12 protein-coding genes and 1 pseudogene are annotated in these 18,344 nt (G+C 66.7%); 1 reads left to right on the top strand and 12 read right to left on the bottom strand.

Annotation, left to right across the window (positions count from 1 at the left end; genetic code table 11):
• Positions 1 to 251: 251 nt before the first annotated feature.
• Complete coding sequence (cprA, locus tag L6D77_RS24340; protein ID WP_232885267.1) at positions 252 to 1,409, bottom strand: cationic peptide resistance protein CprA; 1,158 nt, start codon at positions 1,407 to 1,409, stop codon at positions 252 to 254.
• A 589-nt stretch (positions 1,410 to 1,998) separates the two neighbouring features.
• Here cprA and L6D77_RS24335 point away from each other — a divergent pair.
• Positions 1,999 to 2,928 (top strand): DUF4434 domain-containing protein, encoded by a 930-nt coding sequence (locus L6D77_RS24335; protein ID WP_232885266.1) that lies wholly within the window; start codon positions 1,999 to 2,001, stop codon positions 2,926 to 2,928.
• Position 2,929: 1 nt separating this feature from the next.
• Here the strand turns inward: L6D77_RS24335 and L6D77_RS24330 are convergent, their stop codons facing one another.
• The 11 genes and pseudogenes from L6D77_RS24330 to wecB form a co-directional block, all read right to left on the bottom strand.
• The gene (locus L6D77_RS24330) at positions 2,930 to 4,057 is read right to left on the bottom strand and encodes an acyl-CoA dehydrogenase family protein (RefSeq protein ID WP_232885265.1); all 1,128 of its coding nucleotides are present in this window, start codon (positions 4,055 to 4,057) and stop codon (positions 2,930 to 2,932) included.
• A gap of 6 nt (positions 4,058 to 4,063) precedes the next feature.
• On the bottom strand, positions 4,064 to 4,723 hold the full coding sequence (locus L6D77_RS24325) for an alginate O-acetyltransferase AlgF (RefSeq protein ID WP_232885264.1): 660 nt from the start codon (positions 4,721 to 4,723) through the stop codon (positions 4,064 to 4,066).
• Complete coding sequence (locus L6D77_RS24320; protein WP_232885263.1) at positions 4,720 to 6,192, bottom strand: AMP-binding protein; 1,473 nt, start codon at positions 6,190 to 6,192, stop codon at positions 4,720 to 4,722. Before L6D77_RS24320 ends, L6D77_RS24325 begins: the two co-directional genes overlap by 4 nt.
• 33 nt (positions 6,193 to 6,225) lie before the next feature.
• Positions 6,226 to 6,459, bottom strand: a complete 234-nt coding sequence (locus tag L6D77_RS24315) for an acyl carrier protein (protein WP_153787847.1) — start codon at positions 6,457 to 6,459, stop codon at positions 6,226 to 6,228.
• Positions 6,460 to 6,477: 18 nt separating this feature from the next.
• Positions 6,478 to 8,052: an MBOAT family O-acyltransferase gene (locus L6D77_RS24310; protein WP_232885262.1), complete on the bottom strand. Its 1,575-nt coding sequence runs from the start codon at positions 8,050 to 8,052 to the stop codon at positions 6,478 to 6,480.
• Positions 8,042 to 9,169: an alginate O-acetyltransferase AlgX-related protein gene (locus L6D77_RS24305; protein ID WP_232885261.1), complete on the bottom strand. Its 1,128-nt coding sequence runs from the start codon at positions 9,167 to 9,169 to the stop codon at positions 8,042 to 8,044. Before L6D77_RS24305 ends, L6D77_RS24310 begins: the two co-directional genes overlap by 11 nt.
• A 3-nt stretch (positions 9,170 to 9,172) precedes the next feature.
• Positions 9,173 to 10,168: an alginate O-acetyltransferase AlgX-related protein gene (locus tag L6D77_RS24300; protein ID WP_232885260.1), complete on the bottom strand. Its 996-nt coding sequence runs from the start codon at positions 10,166 to 10,168 to the stop codon at positions 9,173 to 9,175.
• An 11-nt stretch (positions 10,169 to 10,179) separates the two neighbouring features.
• The gene (locus L6D77_RS24295) at positions 10,180 to 12,954 is read right to left on the bottom strand and encodes an NfrA family protein (protein WP_232885259.1); all 2,775 of its coding nucleotides are present in this window, start codon (positions 12,952 to 12,954) and stop codon (positions 10,180 to 10,182) included.
• Positions 12,955 to 13,031: 77 nt separating this feature from the next.
• Positions 13,032 to 14,678 (bottom strand): annotated as a pseudogene (locus L6D77_RS24290) (glycosyl transferase family protein); the annotation flags it as partial.
• Between the two features lie 15 nt (positions 14,679 to 14,693).
• Positions 14,694 to 16,874 carry a hypothetical protein gene (locus L6D77_RS24285; RefSeq protein ID WP_232885258.1) on the bottom strand — a complete coding sequence of 727 codons (2,181 nt, stop codon included), beginning with the start codon at positions 16,872 to 16,874 and terminating at the stop codon, positions 14,694 to 14,696.
• 299 nt (positions 16,875 to 17,173) lie between these two features.
• Entirely contained in the window at positions 17,174 to 18,310 is a 1,137-nt protein-coding gene (wecB, locus tag L6D77_RS24280) for a non-hydrolyzing UDP-N-acetylglucosamine 2-epimerase (RefSeq protein ID WP_232885257.1), read from the bottom strand.
• Positions 18,311 to 18,344 lie beyond the last annotated feature (34 nt).

The raw sequence follows: 18,344 nt of genomic DNA, 5'->3' as shown, positions 1-18,344 counted from the left end.
ACGACGCCGTATAGATTGACGCAAACCAAACTCACGCACATCTCGGTACAGTATTGCAGAAAAGGGGGTAACCATAGATGTGGGAGCTGGCTTGCCAGCGATGCGCCGCGCGGGCGGCGCTCGATCTTGAGAGCGCTGCAAAAACACCACCGAACACTTGGTGGCCTCCACCCAATCCCCCATAAAAAAGCCCGGGTCAGGTTCAACCCTGGCCCGGGCAAGCGCGTGCTGCTGCGGAGAAACCTGACCGGTTACTTGAAATCCGCCTGCATCTGGGTGGCGATGCTCACCCCATTGGACGACCTGACGCACACGTCCAGGTAATCGGTGAAGCGCGGCGGCACCGCGATGCCTTCTTCCAGCAAGCGGCTGTTATCGAACAGGTAGTTCAGGTCGGCGAACCCGCTGTAAAGGCGCAATGCGCGCAGCACCAGGCGCGGGTTGGCCGGGCCGATGCGCGTGGCAAAACTGCCGGCCAGGGACTTGAGGTCATCCACATCGACCTTGCGATAGCGCTCGCCAACCGGCTCGGCACCGTTGGCCTGGGCAAACGCCTGGTCGATTTCGGCGAAGGTGCAGGCCGAGCTGTGGCCGGCGGAGATGTGGTAGAGGTCGTGGTTGAGCTGGGGCTTGCGTGCAAGGCCGATCAGCGCCTCGGCGCAGTAGTCGACCGGGACCACGTCGATCTGTTCATCGAGCCCGCAGGTGAAACTCTCCAGCGCAAAACCCATGCGGAATACCCAGAAGATGCTGCCCGATGCCTGGCAGCCCAGGCTGCTGTGGCCGACCACGATCGACGGGCGTGCCACCACCAGCGGCAGGCCTGGCAGTTCTTCGCGCATGCGCCGCTCGATCTCGGCCTTGGAGGCGGTGTAGTCCACCAGTTGCTGTTCGGCCTCGGGGAACTCCCACGACTCGCTGATCGGCGACTCGCGCTGCGGACCGCAGCTCATCGCCGTGCCCACGTGCAGGAAGCGTTTCAGACGCGCGGAACGGCTGAGCACGTCGGCGAAGGCGAAGGTGCCCTCGACGTTGACCGGCCAGATGGTCGGGTTTTTCGAGAACGAGGCCACGGCGGCGCAGTTGATCACCCGGTCGAACTGCAGCAGGCGCGGGGTTTCCCCGGCCAGCCAGGCGGTGTCGAGCAGGTCGCCGCAGATGATTTGCGATTCGTTCAGCGCCAGGCAGTCGGCCTGGCTGACGCCATGCTGGCGCAGATTGGCGCGCAGGCGCTCCAGGCCAAGCCCGGGCGTGTCACCCCGTACCAGGAAGGCGAGGGTGGCGCCCTGGCCGGCGGCAATCAGTTGGGCGGCGACCGAACCACCGAGGAAACCCGTGGCGCCGGTCAACAGGATGTGCTCGCGCGAATCGGCGGCGGTGAAAACTTCACCGTGGTTAATTGCGTTCATGGTTTACCTCGGGGGATAGGGTGACGCGCATTTGAAGTGATGCAATGTCAACGTAATGTGAATACGGCGTAGGCAATAAGTTGGTGCGCGGGTTTGGCGAGCTGTTTAACCAACTTTAAAAGCAACCTTGAATAATTATCGGGGGAAGGCGCGCACTGCCGAAAGGCTTGCAGATCGAGGTCTGCAGTGTGCTGCGTGCCATTGTCCATGCACCGGTTTGACTTTTCAATCACACAGGCGGGCGAGGCGTGCGGGTTTGTGTGAAACAATTTTAATAAGTGTAAAAGTCAGTAAGTCTTGATGAATTAACATGTAATTTTGTTTATGTGTTGAGTGCTTCAGGTTTTGTTCAGGTAGTTAACTTATCTATGTGCTAGTGCCACCACTTTGGGAGGTGGCAACTGTGCGCGCTCGACGACCGATCAGGTGTGCGGCGTACAAATGTGCCCTTTGCGATATAGCGCCACATCGTTTACCTGCCAGCCATCGGCCGCGATTTAAGGTAGGCTGCCGCGTTCCAGCGCCGCGTCACGAAAAGGACCTCACCATTTCCGCTCCTACCCTCAGCCGCCGCAGCCTGCTGTGCCTGTTGGCCACCGCGCCCATCCTCGCCAGCCTGCCGGGCTGCACGCGTTCCACCGGCCTGCAGGGCAGCTTCCTGCAGCTGTGGAAAAGCCACGCCGACCTCAACCCACAGCAATGGCGCGAGCGCCTGGCAGCCATGGCCGACATGGGCTGTCGCACAGTGACGTTGCAGTGGGTCGGGCTGATCGGTGGGCAATCGCCCTGGATGATGCCCGAGGCCATGTTGCGTAACGTATTCGACATCGCCCATGAGCAGGGCATGCAGGTGCAAGTCGGGCTGCCGTTCGACAACGCCTGGTGGCAGGCGCTGTCGGCGGATGAGCAGGGGCAGGCGCAGTTCTTCGCCAAGGCCCTGGGCGAGGCGCAGGGCTATCTGGCCACCTCGCCCTGGCCGCAGCACAGCGCCTTTGCCGGCTGGTACATCCCCTACGAGCTGGAGCAGTACCACTGGGCCAGTGCCGACAGCCAGCAACGCCTGGCCGCCTGGCTGGCTGCGATGTCTGCCAGCACCCGACAGCACAGCGACCGTATCCCGTCGATTTCCACCTACCACAGCGTGCTGCCCACCGAGGGTTCGCTGCTGCAACTGTGGCGCACGCTGCTCGACACCACCGCGCTGCGCCCGGTGGTGCAGGATGGCGTCGGCGTGGCCGGCTGGACCAACCTGCAGGCCATCGAGCCACTGCTGCTGGAACTGCGCCGGCGCAAGGTGCCATTCGATGTGGTGGTGGAGTTGTTCGAGCAGTTGCCGTCGGAAAAAAACGACGGCACCGACTTCAAGGCGCGCTCGGCGGATTACGCCCGGGTACAGCGCCAGCTGGAATGGGCGCGCACCACAGGCGCCGAGCAGGTCGTGGCATTCGCCCTCGACCCCTGGGCGTTGGGCGATGACCCGCGCGCCCGCAGGCTGCGTGAAGATTGGTTGCGCAGCTGAATCAGAGGCTGCGCCCGATGATCTCGCGCATGATCTCGCTGGTGCCACCGAAGATGCGCAGCGCCCGGGCATCGGCCCAGGCACGGCCAATGCCGTACTCGCTGCTGTAGCCATAACCGCCGTGCAGCTGCAGCAGCTGGTCGAGGATCTGCCCCTGGATTTCGCTGGCATTGAGCTTGGCCATGGCCGCCACCACCGGGTCCAGACTGCCTTCGATCAGCTGCCGTGCGCAGTCGTCGAGGAACACCCGCAGCATGGTCAGCCGTGAACGGGCATCGGCGAGGATGAAGCGGTTGTGCTGGTGGTCGCTGACCCGCTTGCCGAAGACCTTGCGTTCGCGGGTATAGGCCAGGGTCTGCTCGAGCATGCCCTCGGCATGGGCAGCGGCGCGCAGGGCGATGGCCAGGCGCTCGCGGGCCAGCTCGCGGCCCAGGTACTCGAAGCCTGCGTTTTCCTCACCCAGCAGGCAGTCGGCAGGCACCCGCAGCTCGTCGAAGAACAGTTCGCAGGTGTCCTGGGCATGCTGGCCGATCTTGGCCATCGCCGGGCCCTTGCCCAGGCCGGCCAGGCCCGCCTCGACACAGAACAGCGACAGGCCGCGAGCGCCCAGGTCGGGCTCGGTGCTGGCCACCACGATGATCAGGCCGGCATTGACGCCGTTGGTGATGAAGGTCTTCTGGCCATTGAGCACATAGTGCTCGCCGTCACGCCGGGCGCGGCAGCGCACGGCCTTGAGGTCGCTGCCGGCGCCGGGTTCGGTCATGGCGATGGCGCCAATCAACTCGCCGGCGGCCATGGCCGGCAACCAGCGGTCTTTCTGTGCCGGGGTGCCGAGGCTGTACAGGTAGGGCGCGACCATGTCGGAATGGATCGAAAAGCCGATGCCCAGGCAGTTGGCCCGGGCCAGCTCTTCGATCACCACCACGGCATGGCCGAAGTCGCCATCGGCGCCATAGGGGGCGGGCAGCGCCGGGCACAGCAGGCCTTGGGCACCGGCGTCGCGCCAGAGCGTGGTGGGCGTTATGCCGTCGCGCTCCCAATCGGCGTAGTGGGGCAGGATGCGTTCCTCGACAAACCGCCGGACCTGGTCGCGAAACAGCAGGTGATCGTCACGAAAGAGTGGGCGCATGGCGGTTTACCGGGTGTAGGGCGCGGTGCTGCTGAGCTCGCCGCGCAGCACCGGTTGTTCGGCACTGCCGGTGAGGAACAGCGCATAGTGGTCGCCCGGCTGCAGCTGCGGCAAGGGCAGTGGCTTGGCCTGGGTCGCACCGCAGCCGGCGGTCAGGGTGGCGCTCACCGGGTTGATCGCCCGGGCCTGGCTGCTCTGTGTCGGTACGTCGACGAACAAGGTCGGCCCGCTCTCCACCTGCAACTGGCCGGCAGGGCAGTCGCTGGCCAGGTTGTAGAAGCGCAGCTCGGCTTTCAGGGCATCGTCGCTGGCGGCGCTGTCATCCAGCACCACCAGCTTGCCATCGTGCAGCACCAGGCTCTGGTAGCTGTCGGCAGCCACGCTGAGGGTGCCGGCGTTCTTGCCGGCAATCAGCACGCTGAACGGCTCGCCGCCCTTGACCACGTTGTAGCTGCTGGCCAGCTGGCCGGCTGGCAGTTGCTGCGCCGGGCTATGCCCGACTTGCACCTGCACGCCGCCAGCCGCTGGCTGCAGCACGCGAACGAACGCCGAGCCCGCCGGTGGCCGCGGCGCATACAACTGCGCCAGCTTGCCCTCGGCCTGGGCGACGGTGGGCAGTGCGCTGCTCAGCAGCAGGGCGCCTGTGAGCAGGGCGAGGGCTTTCATACAGTCTCCTTGGGGCGTTTTACCCGGGCTTGCTGGTACAGCTCGGCCAGGCGCTTGCGGTCGACCTTGTCGGACAAGGTGCCGGGGAAGCGGCCGCAGGCCAGCAGTTCGGACGGGATCATATAGGACGGCAGGCTACCTGCCAGCCGCTGTTTCCAGTCGGCCAGCGCCTCGGGCAACGGGCCCAGGGTAGCCGCCGGCAGGTGGCCGGGGGTTTCGATGAAACCGACCATGCGCACCAGCGCGCCGTCGGGGCGGCGCAGGGCAACGGTGGCGGCGCTGTCGACCCCAGGCAGGCTGGCCAGCCCGGCGTCCACTTCGCCCAGCTCGATCCGGTAGCCATTGAGTTTGATCTGGTCGTCGCGTCGACCATGGAAGAACACCCGGCCTTGTGCGTCGATTTCGGCCAGGTCGCCGCTGCGGTAGGCGCGCTTGCCGTTGTGCTGGAACAGCACGGCTTCGCTCAGGTCCGGGCGATTGAGGTAGCCACGCATCACGTGGTCGCCGGCAATGCACAGCTCGCCGTCGTCGAGGAACAGCTCGGCATAGGGCTTGGCCCGGCCGATGGACAGCGGCTGGGCAGCGTTCTCCAGCGGCGGCAGGATTTCAATCCAGGTGGTCGAGCAGGTGGCTTCGGTCGGCCCGTAGGAGTTGATGATCCGCGCTTCGGGGAAGCGCTCCCACAGCTGGTTGGCCAGGGTCGGCGTCAGCGACTCGGCACCGAACACGAATACCCGCAAGGCGGGCAGGTGCCGGGCGTCGAAGGCGTCGTTGAGCAACTGCTGACGGACGAAGGACGGCGTCGAGGCCCATACCTGCACCTGGCTGTCGGCCAGGTAGTCGACAAACCCCTCGGGGTCGCCGATAACCTCGCGCGGGCACAGTACGCACTGGCCACCCAGGGCCAACGCCCCGCACAGGTCGAACAGCGAGAAATCGAAGCTGAACAGCATCTGGTTCATGAACCGCGGCCGTTCGCCCAAGGCCAGGCAATCGCGGATCCAGCCGGCGAACAGCGCCAGGCTGTCGCGGGCGATCTGCACGCCCTTGGGGTCACCGGTGCTGCCGGAGGTGAACATGACGTAGGCCAGGCCCGCCTCGGCCAGCGGCGCGGCGCAGGCCATGCCCGCGCGGAACTGGTCCTGTTCCGCGTCATAGCAATACCCGGCGCCCACCAGCTCGATGATGCGCTGCAGGCGCTGTGGCGGGTTGATGCTGTCCAGCGGCACATAGGTCACGCCCAGGCGCAGGCAGCCAAGCATGGCGACGACGAATTCGATCTGCTTGTGGCCGCTGAGCACCAGCGCGGTGCCGGGCTCGATGCCCTGCGCGTGGGCACGCAGCGCCCAGGCCTCGACGGCCACCTGCAGGCCGGCCCAGTCCAGTACCCGATGGGCGTCGCGCAGGGCAGGGGCGCCGGCGCCCTGGTGGCAGTCGGCGAACTCACAGCGGTCGAAATCGAAGTGCATCCGGCACTCTCCCGGGTGGCGGCCTGTGCAGGCTCAGCGGTTGTTCTGGATGAAGGCGGCGAGGGCGTCGAGCGACTCCAGGTGCTCGTCGATCTCGGTGGCTGGCACTTTGCAGCCGAAGGCGTTCTTCACCGCCATGACGATGTCCACCGCGGTCATCGAGTCGACCAGGCCGGATTCGATCAGCAGGTCGTCGTGGGCCACCGGGGTGCCGATCACGTTTTCGATGATTTCGGCCAGTTGTTGCTTGAGGGCTTGTTCGCTCATGTCAATCACTCCACGGAGTCAGAATTGGAAGTACAGGAAGCGTGCTTCCTTGTGCAGGTTCATCAGGCACAGCGCCAGCAGCACCGCCATGATCAGCAGCCATTTGAGGGTCGGTGCCCAGCGCAGCGCGGCCGGGCCGTCGAGCTGCGCGCGGGCCAGGGACGGCGAGAAGCCGCCCATGATCTGTTGCGAATTGGGCAGGAACCAGGCCACGGCCAGCACGGCCAGTACGTGCAGTGCCTCCAGGTGGCGGCCGATCAGCAGGCGCCAGGCGTCGCCCCAGGCGATACCGGCCGGGTACAGGACCTCGGGCAGGCTGCCCGGGCCACGCAGGCCGAACATGCCCTCGATCAGCAGCACGGCATCAGAGGTGGACGCGGCGCGGAAGAAGGCCTGGGCAACGATCACTGCGGCAAAGGTCAGCAGCACGTAGCCCGCCACTTTCAGCGGGTGCTGCTTGCCCTTGCGGATGCGCCCGACCACGAAGATGCGCCAGGCATGGTTGATCGACAGGTAGGCGGCATGCAGCAGGCCGAAGATCAAAAACTGCACGCCGGCGCCGTGCCAGATACCGGCCAGGCCCATGGTGAAGGTGGTCGGCAAGATGATTGCCGCGGCGAAGCCGCCCGGCGTCGCCGCGCCCTGGGTGCCGACCGGCAGCCCGCGCTTGCCGCGCCACTCCGACACCGCCATGGCCACCGGGTAATACAGGTAGGCGGTCAGGTAGCGGGTCAGGGTCATGTGCCAGCGGGCCCAGAAATCGATGATGTTGCTGGCCTTGTACGGCGAGTTGAAGTTCAGCGGGAAGCGAATGCCGAACATCTTGGCCAGGCCCAGGGCCATGTCCGAATAGCCGGAGAAGTCGAAGTACAGCTGCAACGCGTAGGCGATGCCGGTGCCCCATGCGGCCCAGAAGCCGAGGCTGCCGGGGTCGGCGAAGCCGGCGTCGGCATAGGGGGCGATGGGGTCGGCCAGCAGCACCTTCTTGGCCAGGCCGATGACGAACAGCATGCCGCCCACGCTGAGGTTTTCGGCGCGGAACCGGTAGTTATCCGGCTGGGCGAACTGCGGCATCATTTCCTTGTGGTGCAGGATCGGCCCGGCGATCAGGTGCGGGAAGAAGGTCACGAACAGCACGTAGCTGAGCAGGCTGCGTTCCTTGACGATGCCGGCGCGGCAGTCGAGCAGGTAGCCGATCTGGGTGAAGGTGAAGAACGAAATCCCCAGGGGCAGGATGATGTCGTCCAGGCGGGTGCCGGCCAGGCCCCAGTCCTGGGCGAAGTTCACCAGGGTGACGAAGTACTTGTAGTGGAACAGCAGCGCAATGTCGGCGCCGACCCCGGCCGCGGCAATCAGCAGTTGCAGGCGTGAGCGCCCGGCCGTGCCGAGGATGGCCAGGCTGACCAGGTAGTTGAAGGCGATCGAGCCGATCAGCAGCAGCACGAACTGCGGGTTCCACCAGCCATAGAACACGATCGAGGTCACGCACAGCCACAGCGCGGCGCCGCGCAGGCTGCGGGCGGCGATCAGGTAGTGCGCGGCCAGGGTCAGCGGCAGGAACAGCAGCAGGAACAGGTAGGAGTTAAAGAGCATGGTCGGCCTGCGGTTCAGGTAGCGTTGCCAGCACGGCGCGCTCGTCGGCGGTCAATGGCAGCGACAGGGCGCTTTCGGAGAATTCCCAGATCACCAGCTTGAGGCTGGCCGGCCAGCGCTCACGCTTGCCCAATGTGGCCAGCAGCGCACCGCTGAACTGGCCGCCGTCCAGGCTCTGGTTCCACACCTGCTGGCCCAGGTTGCGGCCCAGGCGTTCGGCAAAGGCGCTGCGCCGGCCATTGGAGCTGCCCGCCAGCAGTACCTGCACCGGCGGGGTGTCGTCGAGCAGGCCGCCACCACGCTGCACCTGGATCTGCTGCGGGTGTTCGTCTTCCATGGTCGGGCGCCAGGCGCTGGCGGCGTGCTCCAGGCCCGCCAGCACGATCAGGTCGCCCATGCGCGGTTGCGCAGCGCCCACCTGGGAGCTGGTGAACACCTGGTCGCGCTTGCCATCGAGCAGGGGCAGGGCGCTGGCGGCCACGGCATCGGCGGCGCGCTGGGCGCCGTCGGCATTGAGGTGCACATCGGTGCGGAAAAACTGCGGTGGGGTTTGCGGGGCGTGGGCCAAGGCCGCCCCGAGGTCGGCATAGGGCACGCCCTGGCTGGCCAGGCTGGCTTGCCACTGGCCCAGGCGCGCCTGCAGTTGCGGCGACTGCTGCAGGCCGCAGAGGGCCTGGCTTTCGATACGGGATTTGTCCGGCACCGCCACCAGCAGCACCTGCAAGCCCTGGCTGCGCAGCTGCCCGACCCAGTGCTGCATCAGCCGCAGGCGCGCTTCATAGGCGCCGCTGACGCCGGCCTGGGCGCGCAGGCCGTCGCGGTAGAACAGCCAGCCCGGGCAACCCTGTACCACCTGGTCACCCAGGTCGCCGAGCAGGCGATAGCGCACCGCCGCGCTCAGGGTGTCGGCGTCTTTCTGCAGTTCGGGTTGCAACGCATCACCCAGGGCCTTGCCGGCCTCGCCGTCGAACCAGGCCGCCGGCTGCAGCTGCGCGGCATCGAGCTTGCTGTTGAACAGCAGCCACAGGCCACAGGCCTGGGCCAGCAGCAACAGGCCGATCACCGCGGCGGTGTAGCCACGGTGCGACGGGGTGACGGGGGTCGCCTGTTCAGCCATGGCTCACTTTCCGGCAGCGGCGCGCAGGCGCTGGCGCCAGCTGTCGGCGCTCATGATCGAGGCGTTGTCCCACAGGCCGCTGGCCTGGGGGCCCTGGGCGTAGGTCGGCTCGAACATCTGCCACACCAGCACTTGCGGCGGGTTGCGCTTGAAGTCGGCCGACTCCAGGTACTCCAGCAGCATGATCCACTGGCCGACGTTGCCGGGCTTCCAGTTCACCGAGACCGGGCGGTCGATGCTGTTGGAGAGTTTTTGCGGAAAGCCGAAGTACGGCTGCACCATGCTGTGGCCGGTCACGTGCAGCGGTGCCGGGGCGTCGTCGAGCAGGCCGTTGGCCGCGGCCTGGCGGCGCACGGTGAAGGTTTCGCGGCCGGTCTGCTTGCGCTGCTCGGGGGTGAGGAAGCGTTCGGCCAGGTCGCCGTAGCGGCGCTCCTTGAACTCGCTGCCCAGCTGCATGCCGCTGCCGGCGGTGCCCTTGAGGGCCGGTACATCGCGGCGGGCCTGCTCGGCGGTGGCCAGGGCGGTGGCGTCGGCGGCGGCTTGGGTCCAGTGCTGGTCGGTGCGGTAGAACACATCCTTGCCACTGTTCTTGAGCTGGCGCAGCACGGCCTCGTCGTCGATGGCGCTGATGCCGGCCTTGCGCAGGCTGGCCAGGATGGCCTGGTAGCGCTGCTGCACGGCAGGGCTCAGGGCTTTGCCGGCAGGCAGCTTGTCCTGGTAGAAGCGGGTCTTGTCGGGCAGCACCAGCACCTGCAACTGCACGCCGCGCGCGGCCAGGGCCTGCTGGGCGTCCTTGATCAGCGCGGTGGAGGCTTCGATGCCGCGGCTGTCGACCTCGGTAAGGCTGCCCCAGCCGGGGAACAGCCAGCCGTCGTTGCCACGCAGCACGATCGACGAGTCATCGGCCTGGGCGGCGGGCACGGCAAGGCCGATGCTGGCGGCCAGCAGGCTGGCGGCGAGGCCTTTGAAAGAGCGGGTAAGCACAGAAGACGGCAGCATGGCGGGGGTCCTCAATACGACAGGGTCAGGTTCATGAACAGGCCCTCGGCCCGGTCGGAGGCACCGCCGCCGATGGCGAAGCGGTATTGGGCCGTCCAGTCCAGGTAGGAGCGGGGCGTATGGTAATGGTCTTCACGGAAGTAGTAGCGCAGGGCAATGCCGGGGCCTGCGGCCATGGACCAGGAGCCCTGGTCGCGGGTCAGGGAGTATTTGCCGTCGGCATCCTCCAGCAGGCCACTCTTGCCCTTGAGATGGGTCACCTGGTCTTTTTGCCAGATCCAGTCGGCAGCCCCGACCACATGCGGGAACAGGACCAGATTCGGGGAGATTTCAGTGAGCCGGTAGCTGCGCCCCAGACGGACTTCGTTGCTGAGGAACAGCTGCCTGCGCAGCAGGCGGCCATCGGCTGTGCCCAGCTCCCGGGTACGAGAGCCCTCGCTGTCCACGTCGTACAGCGTGTATTTGGCGGCGTTGTCTTCCAGCGAGTAACCCAATTGCGAATAGGCATCCACGGTCCACCAACTTTGCTCCATGCGCAGTTCGGTGCCGCGGTAGAAGCCGTAGGTTGCGTAGGCTAGCCAGCCGCCAGCGCTGTCCTTGAGCTTGTAAGTCATCAAGGCGCCGTTAATGCGATCCGCTGGGTCCTGGATGCCTGAGTTGGCGTCCTGCACAGTTTCCTGGAATTCACAGCGCACGCTGTTCTTGCCAGGGCTCGCGGTCCCTTCGCGCGTTGCCGAGCCCACCAGGAAGCGCCGCTCGAGACCGAACGTGAAACCCGTATCGGACAGTGAATAACGCACACCCAAGGAAGCAATGGTACTGGGGAAGCCGCTGACCGATTTCGAGTCGGAGGAGCCGTTGTCGTTCAGTGCCTGGCGGCTGCAAGGATCGATCGCGCCTGCCGACTTGAAGCGGCCACCTTCATCCCACAGCGTATTGCTCATCCGCCCATACACCTCCAGCACGCCGTTCTGGTCATTGAACTGGCTGGGCCGCCAGTACAGCTCGGCGGTGCTGAAGATCGAGTCGCCTGCCGAGCTTTGCCCGGCGTTGGCGATGGTGGTGCTCGGGCGCGCACCGCGGTAGCTGGCGGTCACGGTGGCCCCCCATTCGCGGTCATAGGCGGTGATGGCGCTGCGTGTGTTGTGGCGCTGCTGTGCATCCAACTGCAGGGTGCCGGCATCGTCCATGTCGATGGCGTGCTTGAGCTGGCGCACGGCGGCCGGCTTTTCACCCATGGCCGACAGCGCATAGGCCTCGTCGAGCACCACGGTGTTCGGTGCCTTGCCGGTGTCGCGGGCGGCGCGGAAGTCCTCACGGGCGCGCGCGGGCTGGGCCGTGCGCATGCGCAGGTAACCGCGCTGCATCAGCAGCTCGGCATCGCTGGGGGCACGGGCGATGGCGTCGCTCAGGCGCTGTTCGGCCTCGGCGGCCTGCTGCGGGTTGCCGGCGGCAAGGGCGGTGGTGAGCAGGCGCTGGAACTCAAGGTTGTCCGGGTCCTGTTCGACGGCCTTGCGCGCCTGCTGGATCGCTGCCTGGTAGTCCTGGCGGGCGTAGGCGGCGTAGGCCTCGCTGGCCGGGCCGGCCGCGCCGCCGGCATCGGCGGGCAGCAGTTCGCATTGGGTGCCGTAGGGGGTGTCCTGGCACGACTGGCGTGGCGCCGGGTAGTTGCTCAGGTTCAGCGTGGTGGCCGGGGCGCGGCCATCGGCCAGGGCCTGCTGGCGTTTGCCCACGGCTTCGTCACTGGCGTCCATGGGCGCCAGCAGCGCCGTGGCGCGGGCCTTGTCACCGCCGGCCAGGGCCGCGTCGATGGCGATCAGGCGTACGTTGCGCAGCTGTTCCTCGTCGAGCCAGTCCTGGGCCAGGGCGCTGTCGAAGTCGCTGTCGGCCGCCTGGGCATTGCCCTGGTACTGGCGCAGGTAGCCGCGCATTACCCGCATCACGGTGCTTTCGTCATCGGCTTCGAGCGCGTCGTTGGCGGCCTGCTCGGCGGCGGCGGGCTGGTTGTCCAGCAGCAGCACGGTCACCAGCAGCAGGCGGTGGCTGGCAATGTCCGGTGCCAGGCGCACAGCTTCGCGGGCCAGCGGCACGGCATCGCCGGGGCGGTTGGCGATCAGCGCCTGGTAGGCCTGCTCGGCCGGGCGCACGGCCATGCGCCGGTTGAGGGTTTGGCGGCGGGCTTCAAGGTCGCTGCTGTTGGGGGCGCCCAGGCTGATCGCGGTGCCGGCGGCGGTGGCGGCCTCGGCCCAGCGTTGTTGCGCCTCCAGGCTGTCGAGCCAGAGCAGGGCCCAGGCGCCTTGGCTGGGGTCGGTACGGAACGCCCGCTCGCCATCGCGTTCGGCGGCGGCCATGTCGCCGGCGTTGTAGGCCGCGTAGGCCTTGGTCGCCAACGGGAAGCCGCGCTGATAGGCCGCCGAAGGTGCCGGGCCGCTGGCGGCCGGGGCACTGTGCTGCAGGTTGGTCACCGCCGCCTGCAGGCCGGGGTCGCGCACGCCACGCTTGAGCGCGCTTTGCGCGGCCTGGCGGGCTTCGTTGCGCCGGCCAAGCTTCTGCAAGGTATAGACCTTGAGCAGGTTCAGCCGGGCCACGTCCGGGCGCAGCTTGAGGGCGGCGTCCACCTGTTGCAGGGCATCGCGGTAGCGCCCCGACTGGTAGCTGCGAAACGCCTGGTCAGCCTGTTCCCAGGCCACGCCTTCAAGCGCTGCCTCGGCGGCCAGGGCGGTGGGCAGGTGGGCGCAGGCAAGCCAGGCACCGAACAACAGGAGGGCGGGGCGGGCAGCGATCATGTCAGTGCGGCAACCTGGGCTTCTTTCGCCGCGGGCGCGACTGGGGTGTGAGGGGCTGGCGCTGCGGGCTCGGCGTTTTCCTGCTGGAACAGGATGGCTTCGTTGAGCGTGTCCGCATCCAGGTAGCCGTGCTCGAGCAGGATCTGCCCCAGCGGCTTGTGTTCTTCGGCCTGGGCCTTGAGGGCCTGGGCCAGGATGTCGTCGTCGATGGCGCGCCACGACAACAGCAGCTCCCCCAGGCGCAGGCGCTGCTGGTGCAACTGGTCGGCGGACGGGAAGTCATGCATGGTCTTGTCCCAGACCAGCTTCTTGCCCAGGAACAGGTAGCCCAGGTACAGGCGCCAGGCGCGTGCCGCGGCCATGGCATTGATGAAGTTGCCGATGATCATCCGCGGCCCCGACAGCAGGGCGTGTTCCCAGCCATACAGGCGGCCGACGAAGTACGCGCGCTGCAGGATGCGCAGGCTCAGGGCCAGGGTGTTGGCCCACATCAGGTCGAGCAGCAGGCTGTTGGGCGAGAACACCGACGGGAAGAACACCTTCCAGTGGCCGGTGGCGCTGATGCCCAGGAAAACCAGGTGCTGGGCCAGCAGCAGGTAGGCCAGGATGGCAATGAACGAGGTGATCAGCCCCTTGCGGTCGCGGAACAGCAGGTACTTGGTGGCCAGCGAGCCTGCCCAGCCCACCTGGCTCCAGCCCTGCAGGCCGATGCCCAGGGTCCAGCGGGCCTTCTGCCGGTAGGCGGTGCGGAAGGTGTCGGGGAAGTATTCGCGCACGCCCAGGGGCATGTGGATGGCCACCATCTTTTCCTTGCCGTTGCCGAACCAGGTGGTGCGCTTGGCCACGTAGTCCACCGGGAACTTGCCGAAGATCTGCTTCATGCCGCGCCGCGCCAGGCGTGCGCCGATGTCGTAGTCCTCGGTGAGGGTGTCGGTGTTGAACGGCTGGTTGTTGGTCTCGGCCGACAGTTCAAGCAGCGCCTTGCGCGAGAAGCAGGTGCCGACGCCGGCCGACGGCACCATGCGCGACATGCTTTCGCGCACTACCAGGTCCTTGGTGTGCCATTCGGCGAACTCGTCCATGTAGGTGCCGGCCACCAGCTCGTACCAGTCACGCTCCAGGGAGGTGACCGGCAGCTGGATGAAGTCGATGCGTGGCAGCAGGTAGTTGAAGTAGTGCAGCTCCAGGCGGTGCAGCACGTCTTCACTGTCGTGCAGGATCATCCCGGCGAAGGGCTCGGGCATGCGCGCATCCTGGGCGAAGATCGCCTGGATGATCCAGTTCAGGCAGTCGGCCTTGCAGGTCGGGCCGTCATGGGGCACTTCGACCCGGATCAACTGCTTGTAGCGCCGGCGCATGCGCTCCACCTCGTCGATGGTGCGCTGGTCGTTGCAGTAGGTGCCGACGAAGATGTAGTAGTTCTTGTAGTCCAGCGAGCCGACCATGTTCTCCAGCATCGGCGCGATCACGTCGTACTCCAGCCACGCCGGGATCATGATCGCCAGCGGCTGCTCGGGCTTGGCGCGCAGCTGCTCCACCGTCAGCGCCTGGTAGCGCTTGCGGCGGATCAGCAGCTTGCGGTAGGTCTGGCGCACCCAGTACCAGCTGTCGATGAACAGGTCATCGAGGCTGGACAGCAGGATCAGCACCCCGACCACGGCGGTGACGATTTCCAGGATGCGGTAATAGTCCGCCAGCAGGTACGGCCAATAGAGTGAGGACATGTGCGCTTACCCGGCCTACTTGCCCTTGTGCTTCAGGCGCAGGCGGCGGGCGACCACACCCAGCAGTACCAGCAGCAGGACGATGCCGGACAGGGTGGGCAGCGCCCACACCAGTTGCTTGCGCCACTGATGGAACGGCGTGCCGTTGAGATTGAGCTCGGGGTCGGTGGTGTCGACCCAGGTCAGCGGGCCTTGTTCGCCGACCACCACGGCATTGCCTTGGGTCAGCAGGAACGGCACCTGCGGCACCATGGAGGGGTTGCCCAGGCTGTTCCAGAGCACGCCGTGCTGGCTGTGGGAATCGACCACTGACAGCGTGCCCAGGCCTTGTGGCCCCTGCAGGTCGAGGGCCAGCTGCTGGTTGCCCTGGGCCTGCAGGCGCTGCAGTTCGGCCACGCCCAGCACTGGCTTGGCACCTGGCAGCTGAACATCCACGGCCAGGAATGGCCGCGTCGGCGTGACTTCTGCCTGGCCATCGGCCAATACCAGCTCGGCGGTGACCGGCGACAGCGCGGCGGCGCTGGCCAGGCGGATCAGTTTGCCCAGGTTGGCCACTGGCGTTTGCAGGGCGGCCTGGTCGACGATCACCTGGGGCTTGCCAGCCAGCAGCGGCAGCAGGCCGATGAAAGTGCCGTCGGGTTCGGCGTCAGCCGAGGTCAGGTAGCTGCTGGGCAGCACGTTGACCGGATAGGCCTGGGGAATCTCGGCGCAGTTGGGCGAGCTTGGCTGACGCTGGAAGCGCACCTGCACGGTGTTGGTGACACCCAGGGCGTAACCCGGGATGCGTGCCTTCAAACGCTGGGGGCTGCCATCGGCATCCAGTTGCGCGGCATTGAGCAGCACATTGTTCCAGATCACCGAGGCGACCGGCGCCGTTGCGGAGGCGCCGGGGGCGGCGGCCAGATCGAGGTGCAGTTCACCCGGCATGCGGCCGTTGACCGACACGGCGCTGAGCGGGAAGGTGGCGGTCCACTCGCCGCGGCTGACCACATCGAAGGTGCCGAAGTTGCCGCCCAGGCTGCTCAGGCGCAGGTGGCCATGGTCGTTGCGCAGCGCTTCGCCCACGTCCTTCACCTGGGCCTCGCGCGACACCAGCACATTGCGCCAGTGCGCGTCGAACACGCCAGCCGCCTTGGCGCCGGCGTCGGCGGCGACGGCCACCAGCGCCTGGCGGCCCAGGCTGAGCAGTTGCAGCTGTTGGCTGGGCAGGGCGGCTGCGGCCAGGCTGGCCTTCTGCGTGCGCCATTGCGCCAGGGCGGCGAGGGCGGCCTGGTCGTCCTGCAGCTGTTGCGCCAACGCGTCCAGGGCGCCGTTGAGCTGGGCCACCAGCGCGTTGTCGGCGATGGCCAGATCGGCGCGGATCGCCGGGGCATCGAGCAGCAGCAGCGCACCCAGTTCGGCCGGGCTGGCCAGGGTGTGACGGGCCTTGCCGGCCAGTGCGGCGAATGCCGGAACCTTGGCCAGCGCCTGCGGTACCTCGATGCCCGCCAGCGACAGGCTGTCGCCCACCTGCGGCAAGGCGCGCACCTGGGCACGGCGGGCACTGCGCTCCAGGGCCACGCCCAGGCGCCAGGCACTGTCGAAGCTGTTGCGTTCGAGCGTACCGGCGGCTACCAGGATGACCGGCTCACCCGGCAGGCTGCTCCAGGCTTCAGCCAGGCTGCCCAAGGCGGACATCGAGTAGCGGTAGTTCAGGCGCGTCTGTGGCGACAAGGTCAACACGTTGGCGGTGGCCCGCGGCGGGGCGCAGAATTCCTCCGAAACCGGCGAGCTCCAGTCCAGGGTGAAGTTGACGAAGCCGCTGGCGTGCCTGCCGCTGTCCACCGCCAGGGTGCGGCTCAGGTCGCCTTCGCCGCGGCTGACGCGCTCGGCCACGCGGGGCTGGCCATCGACGGCCAGGCGCAAGGTGGCGGGCTGCGCCTCACCCTTGATGAACTGGCCCTTGAGTTCGATCTGCGCATCGCTGATCGCCACGCCCCTGGGCACCGGCAGGAAGAATGCCTGGCGGTTGTCGGCCTGGTCGAGCACCACCGGGTTGGTGATGCCCAGGTCCTTGAGCGAAACGCTGCGCGCTACCCAGTCCTGTGCCATCAGCGCTTGCAAGGCATCGCTGGCGGGGGTGGCGTGGGCGAGGAGCGGGGAGGTAAGGGCAGTGCTCAGAACGGCGAACTGCAAGCGGCGAGTCGTGGGGGTCAACGATCTGGTCCTTGAAGGTTCAGGGGCGTTGGCAGCCCTCGTGAGGCGCGCAAACGCGTGCGCCGACTGGCGTCTGTAAACGCCTGTCTTCGCGTGGGTATCGGGTAATCATTGCCGATAGGGCAAGTAAACGCTGTCAAGCGTTCATTCGAGCGCGATGCCAATTCGTCAAGACATCGGCTGCGCAGTCTCTAGTATCAAAGTGCCTATGTCAATATTTTGATGGTTTTTTGTAGGAAAAATCCGATATATGACGTACGTAAAATGATGATGTCGTTTTATTGACGCTCAAGGCGCGCTCAGTGCGCCTGGAAGGCCGTGAAAGGCCGCCCGAGCAGGGCATTGACGATGCGCTCACTGGCCTGGCCGTCGCCATAGGGGTTGACGCTGCGCGCCACCTGGGCATAAAGCGCGGGGTCATCGAGCATGGCCTGCACGCTCTGAACAATCCGCCCGCTCGCGGTGCCCACCAGCTTGACCGTGCCGGCGGCCACGGCTTCCGGGCGCTCGGTGGTGTTGCGCATGACCAGCACCGGTTTACCCAGGTGCGGGGCTTCTTCCTGCACGCCGCCGGAGTCGGTCAGCACCAGGTGGGCGCGGCGCATGAACCAGACGAATTCCAGGTAATCCAGTGGGTCGATCAGATGCACGTTGGGGTTGTCGCCCAGCACCGCCATCACCACGTCTCGCACCTGGGGGTTGAGGTGCACCGGGTAGACGACCTGCACATCGTCACGCTTGGCCAGCTCGCCCAGGGCCTGGCAGATCTGCCGGAAACCCTCGCCGAAGTTCTCCCGGCGGTGGCCGGTGACCAGCACCAGCCGGCGGCTGGGGTCGAGCCACGGGTAGCGCCTGGCGAAGCTTTCGCCAATCTCGGGTTCGCGGTCGAGTTTTTGCAGGATCAGGTCCAGCGCATCGATCACGGTGTTGCCGGTGATGTGGACCTGCCCCTGCAGGTTCTCCTGCAGCAGGTTGTTGCGTGAAGTCAGCGTGGGCGCGAACAGCCAGCGCGCCATCACATCCACCACACGGCGGTTCATTTCCTCGGGGAAGGGCTGGGCCAGGTCACCGGTGCGCAGGCCAGCCTCGACATGGCCGATGGCGATACCGCGGTGGAAGGCCGCCATGCTGCAGGCGGCCGCCGTGGTGGTGTCGCCATGCACCAGCACGCAGTCGGGCTTGAGTTCATCGAGCAGGGCGTCGATACGCGTCATCAGGCGGGCAAACAGGCCATTGAGGGTTTGCCCCGGGACCATCACATCCAGGTCATGGTCGACCGGCACGGCAAACAGTTGCAAGACCTGGTCAAGCATCTGCCGGTGCTGCCCGGTACTGCAGACGATGCTTTCGATGCCCTCGGTACGGGCCATGACCTTGACCAGTGGCGCCATTTTGATGGCCTCCGGGCGGGTGCCGAACACGGTCAGGACTTTCATCAGGCACGACTCCACTAGCAAACAACGGGCTGAA

Origin of the sequence: Pseudomonas parasichuanensis (genome assembly GCF_021601385.1) — a bacterium.
In the GTDB taxonomy this organism is placed as follows: domain Bacteria; phylum Pseudomonadota; class Gammaproteobacteria; order Pseudomonadales; family Pseudomonadaceae; genus Aquipseudomonas; species Aquipseudomonas parasichuanensis.
Note: the sequence above shows the minus strand (reverse complement) of the source record. Positions and strands in the feature narration are given on the sequence as shown.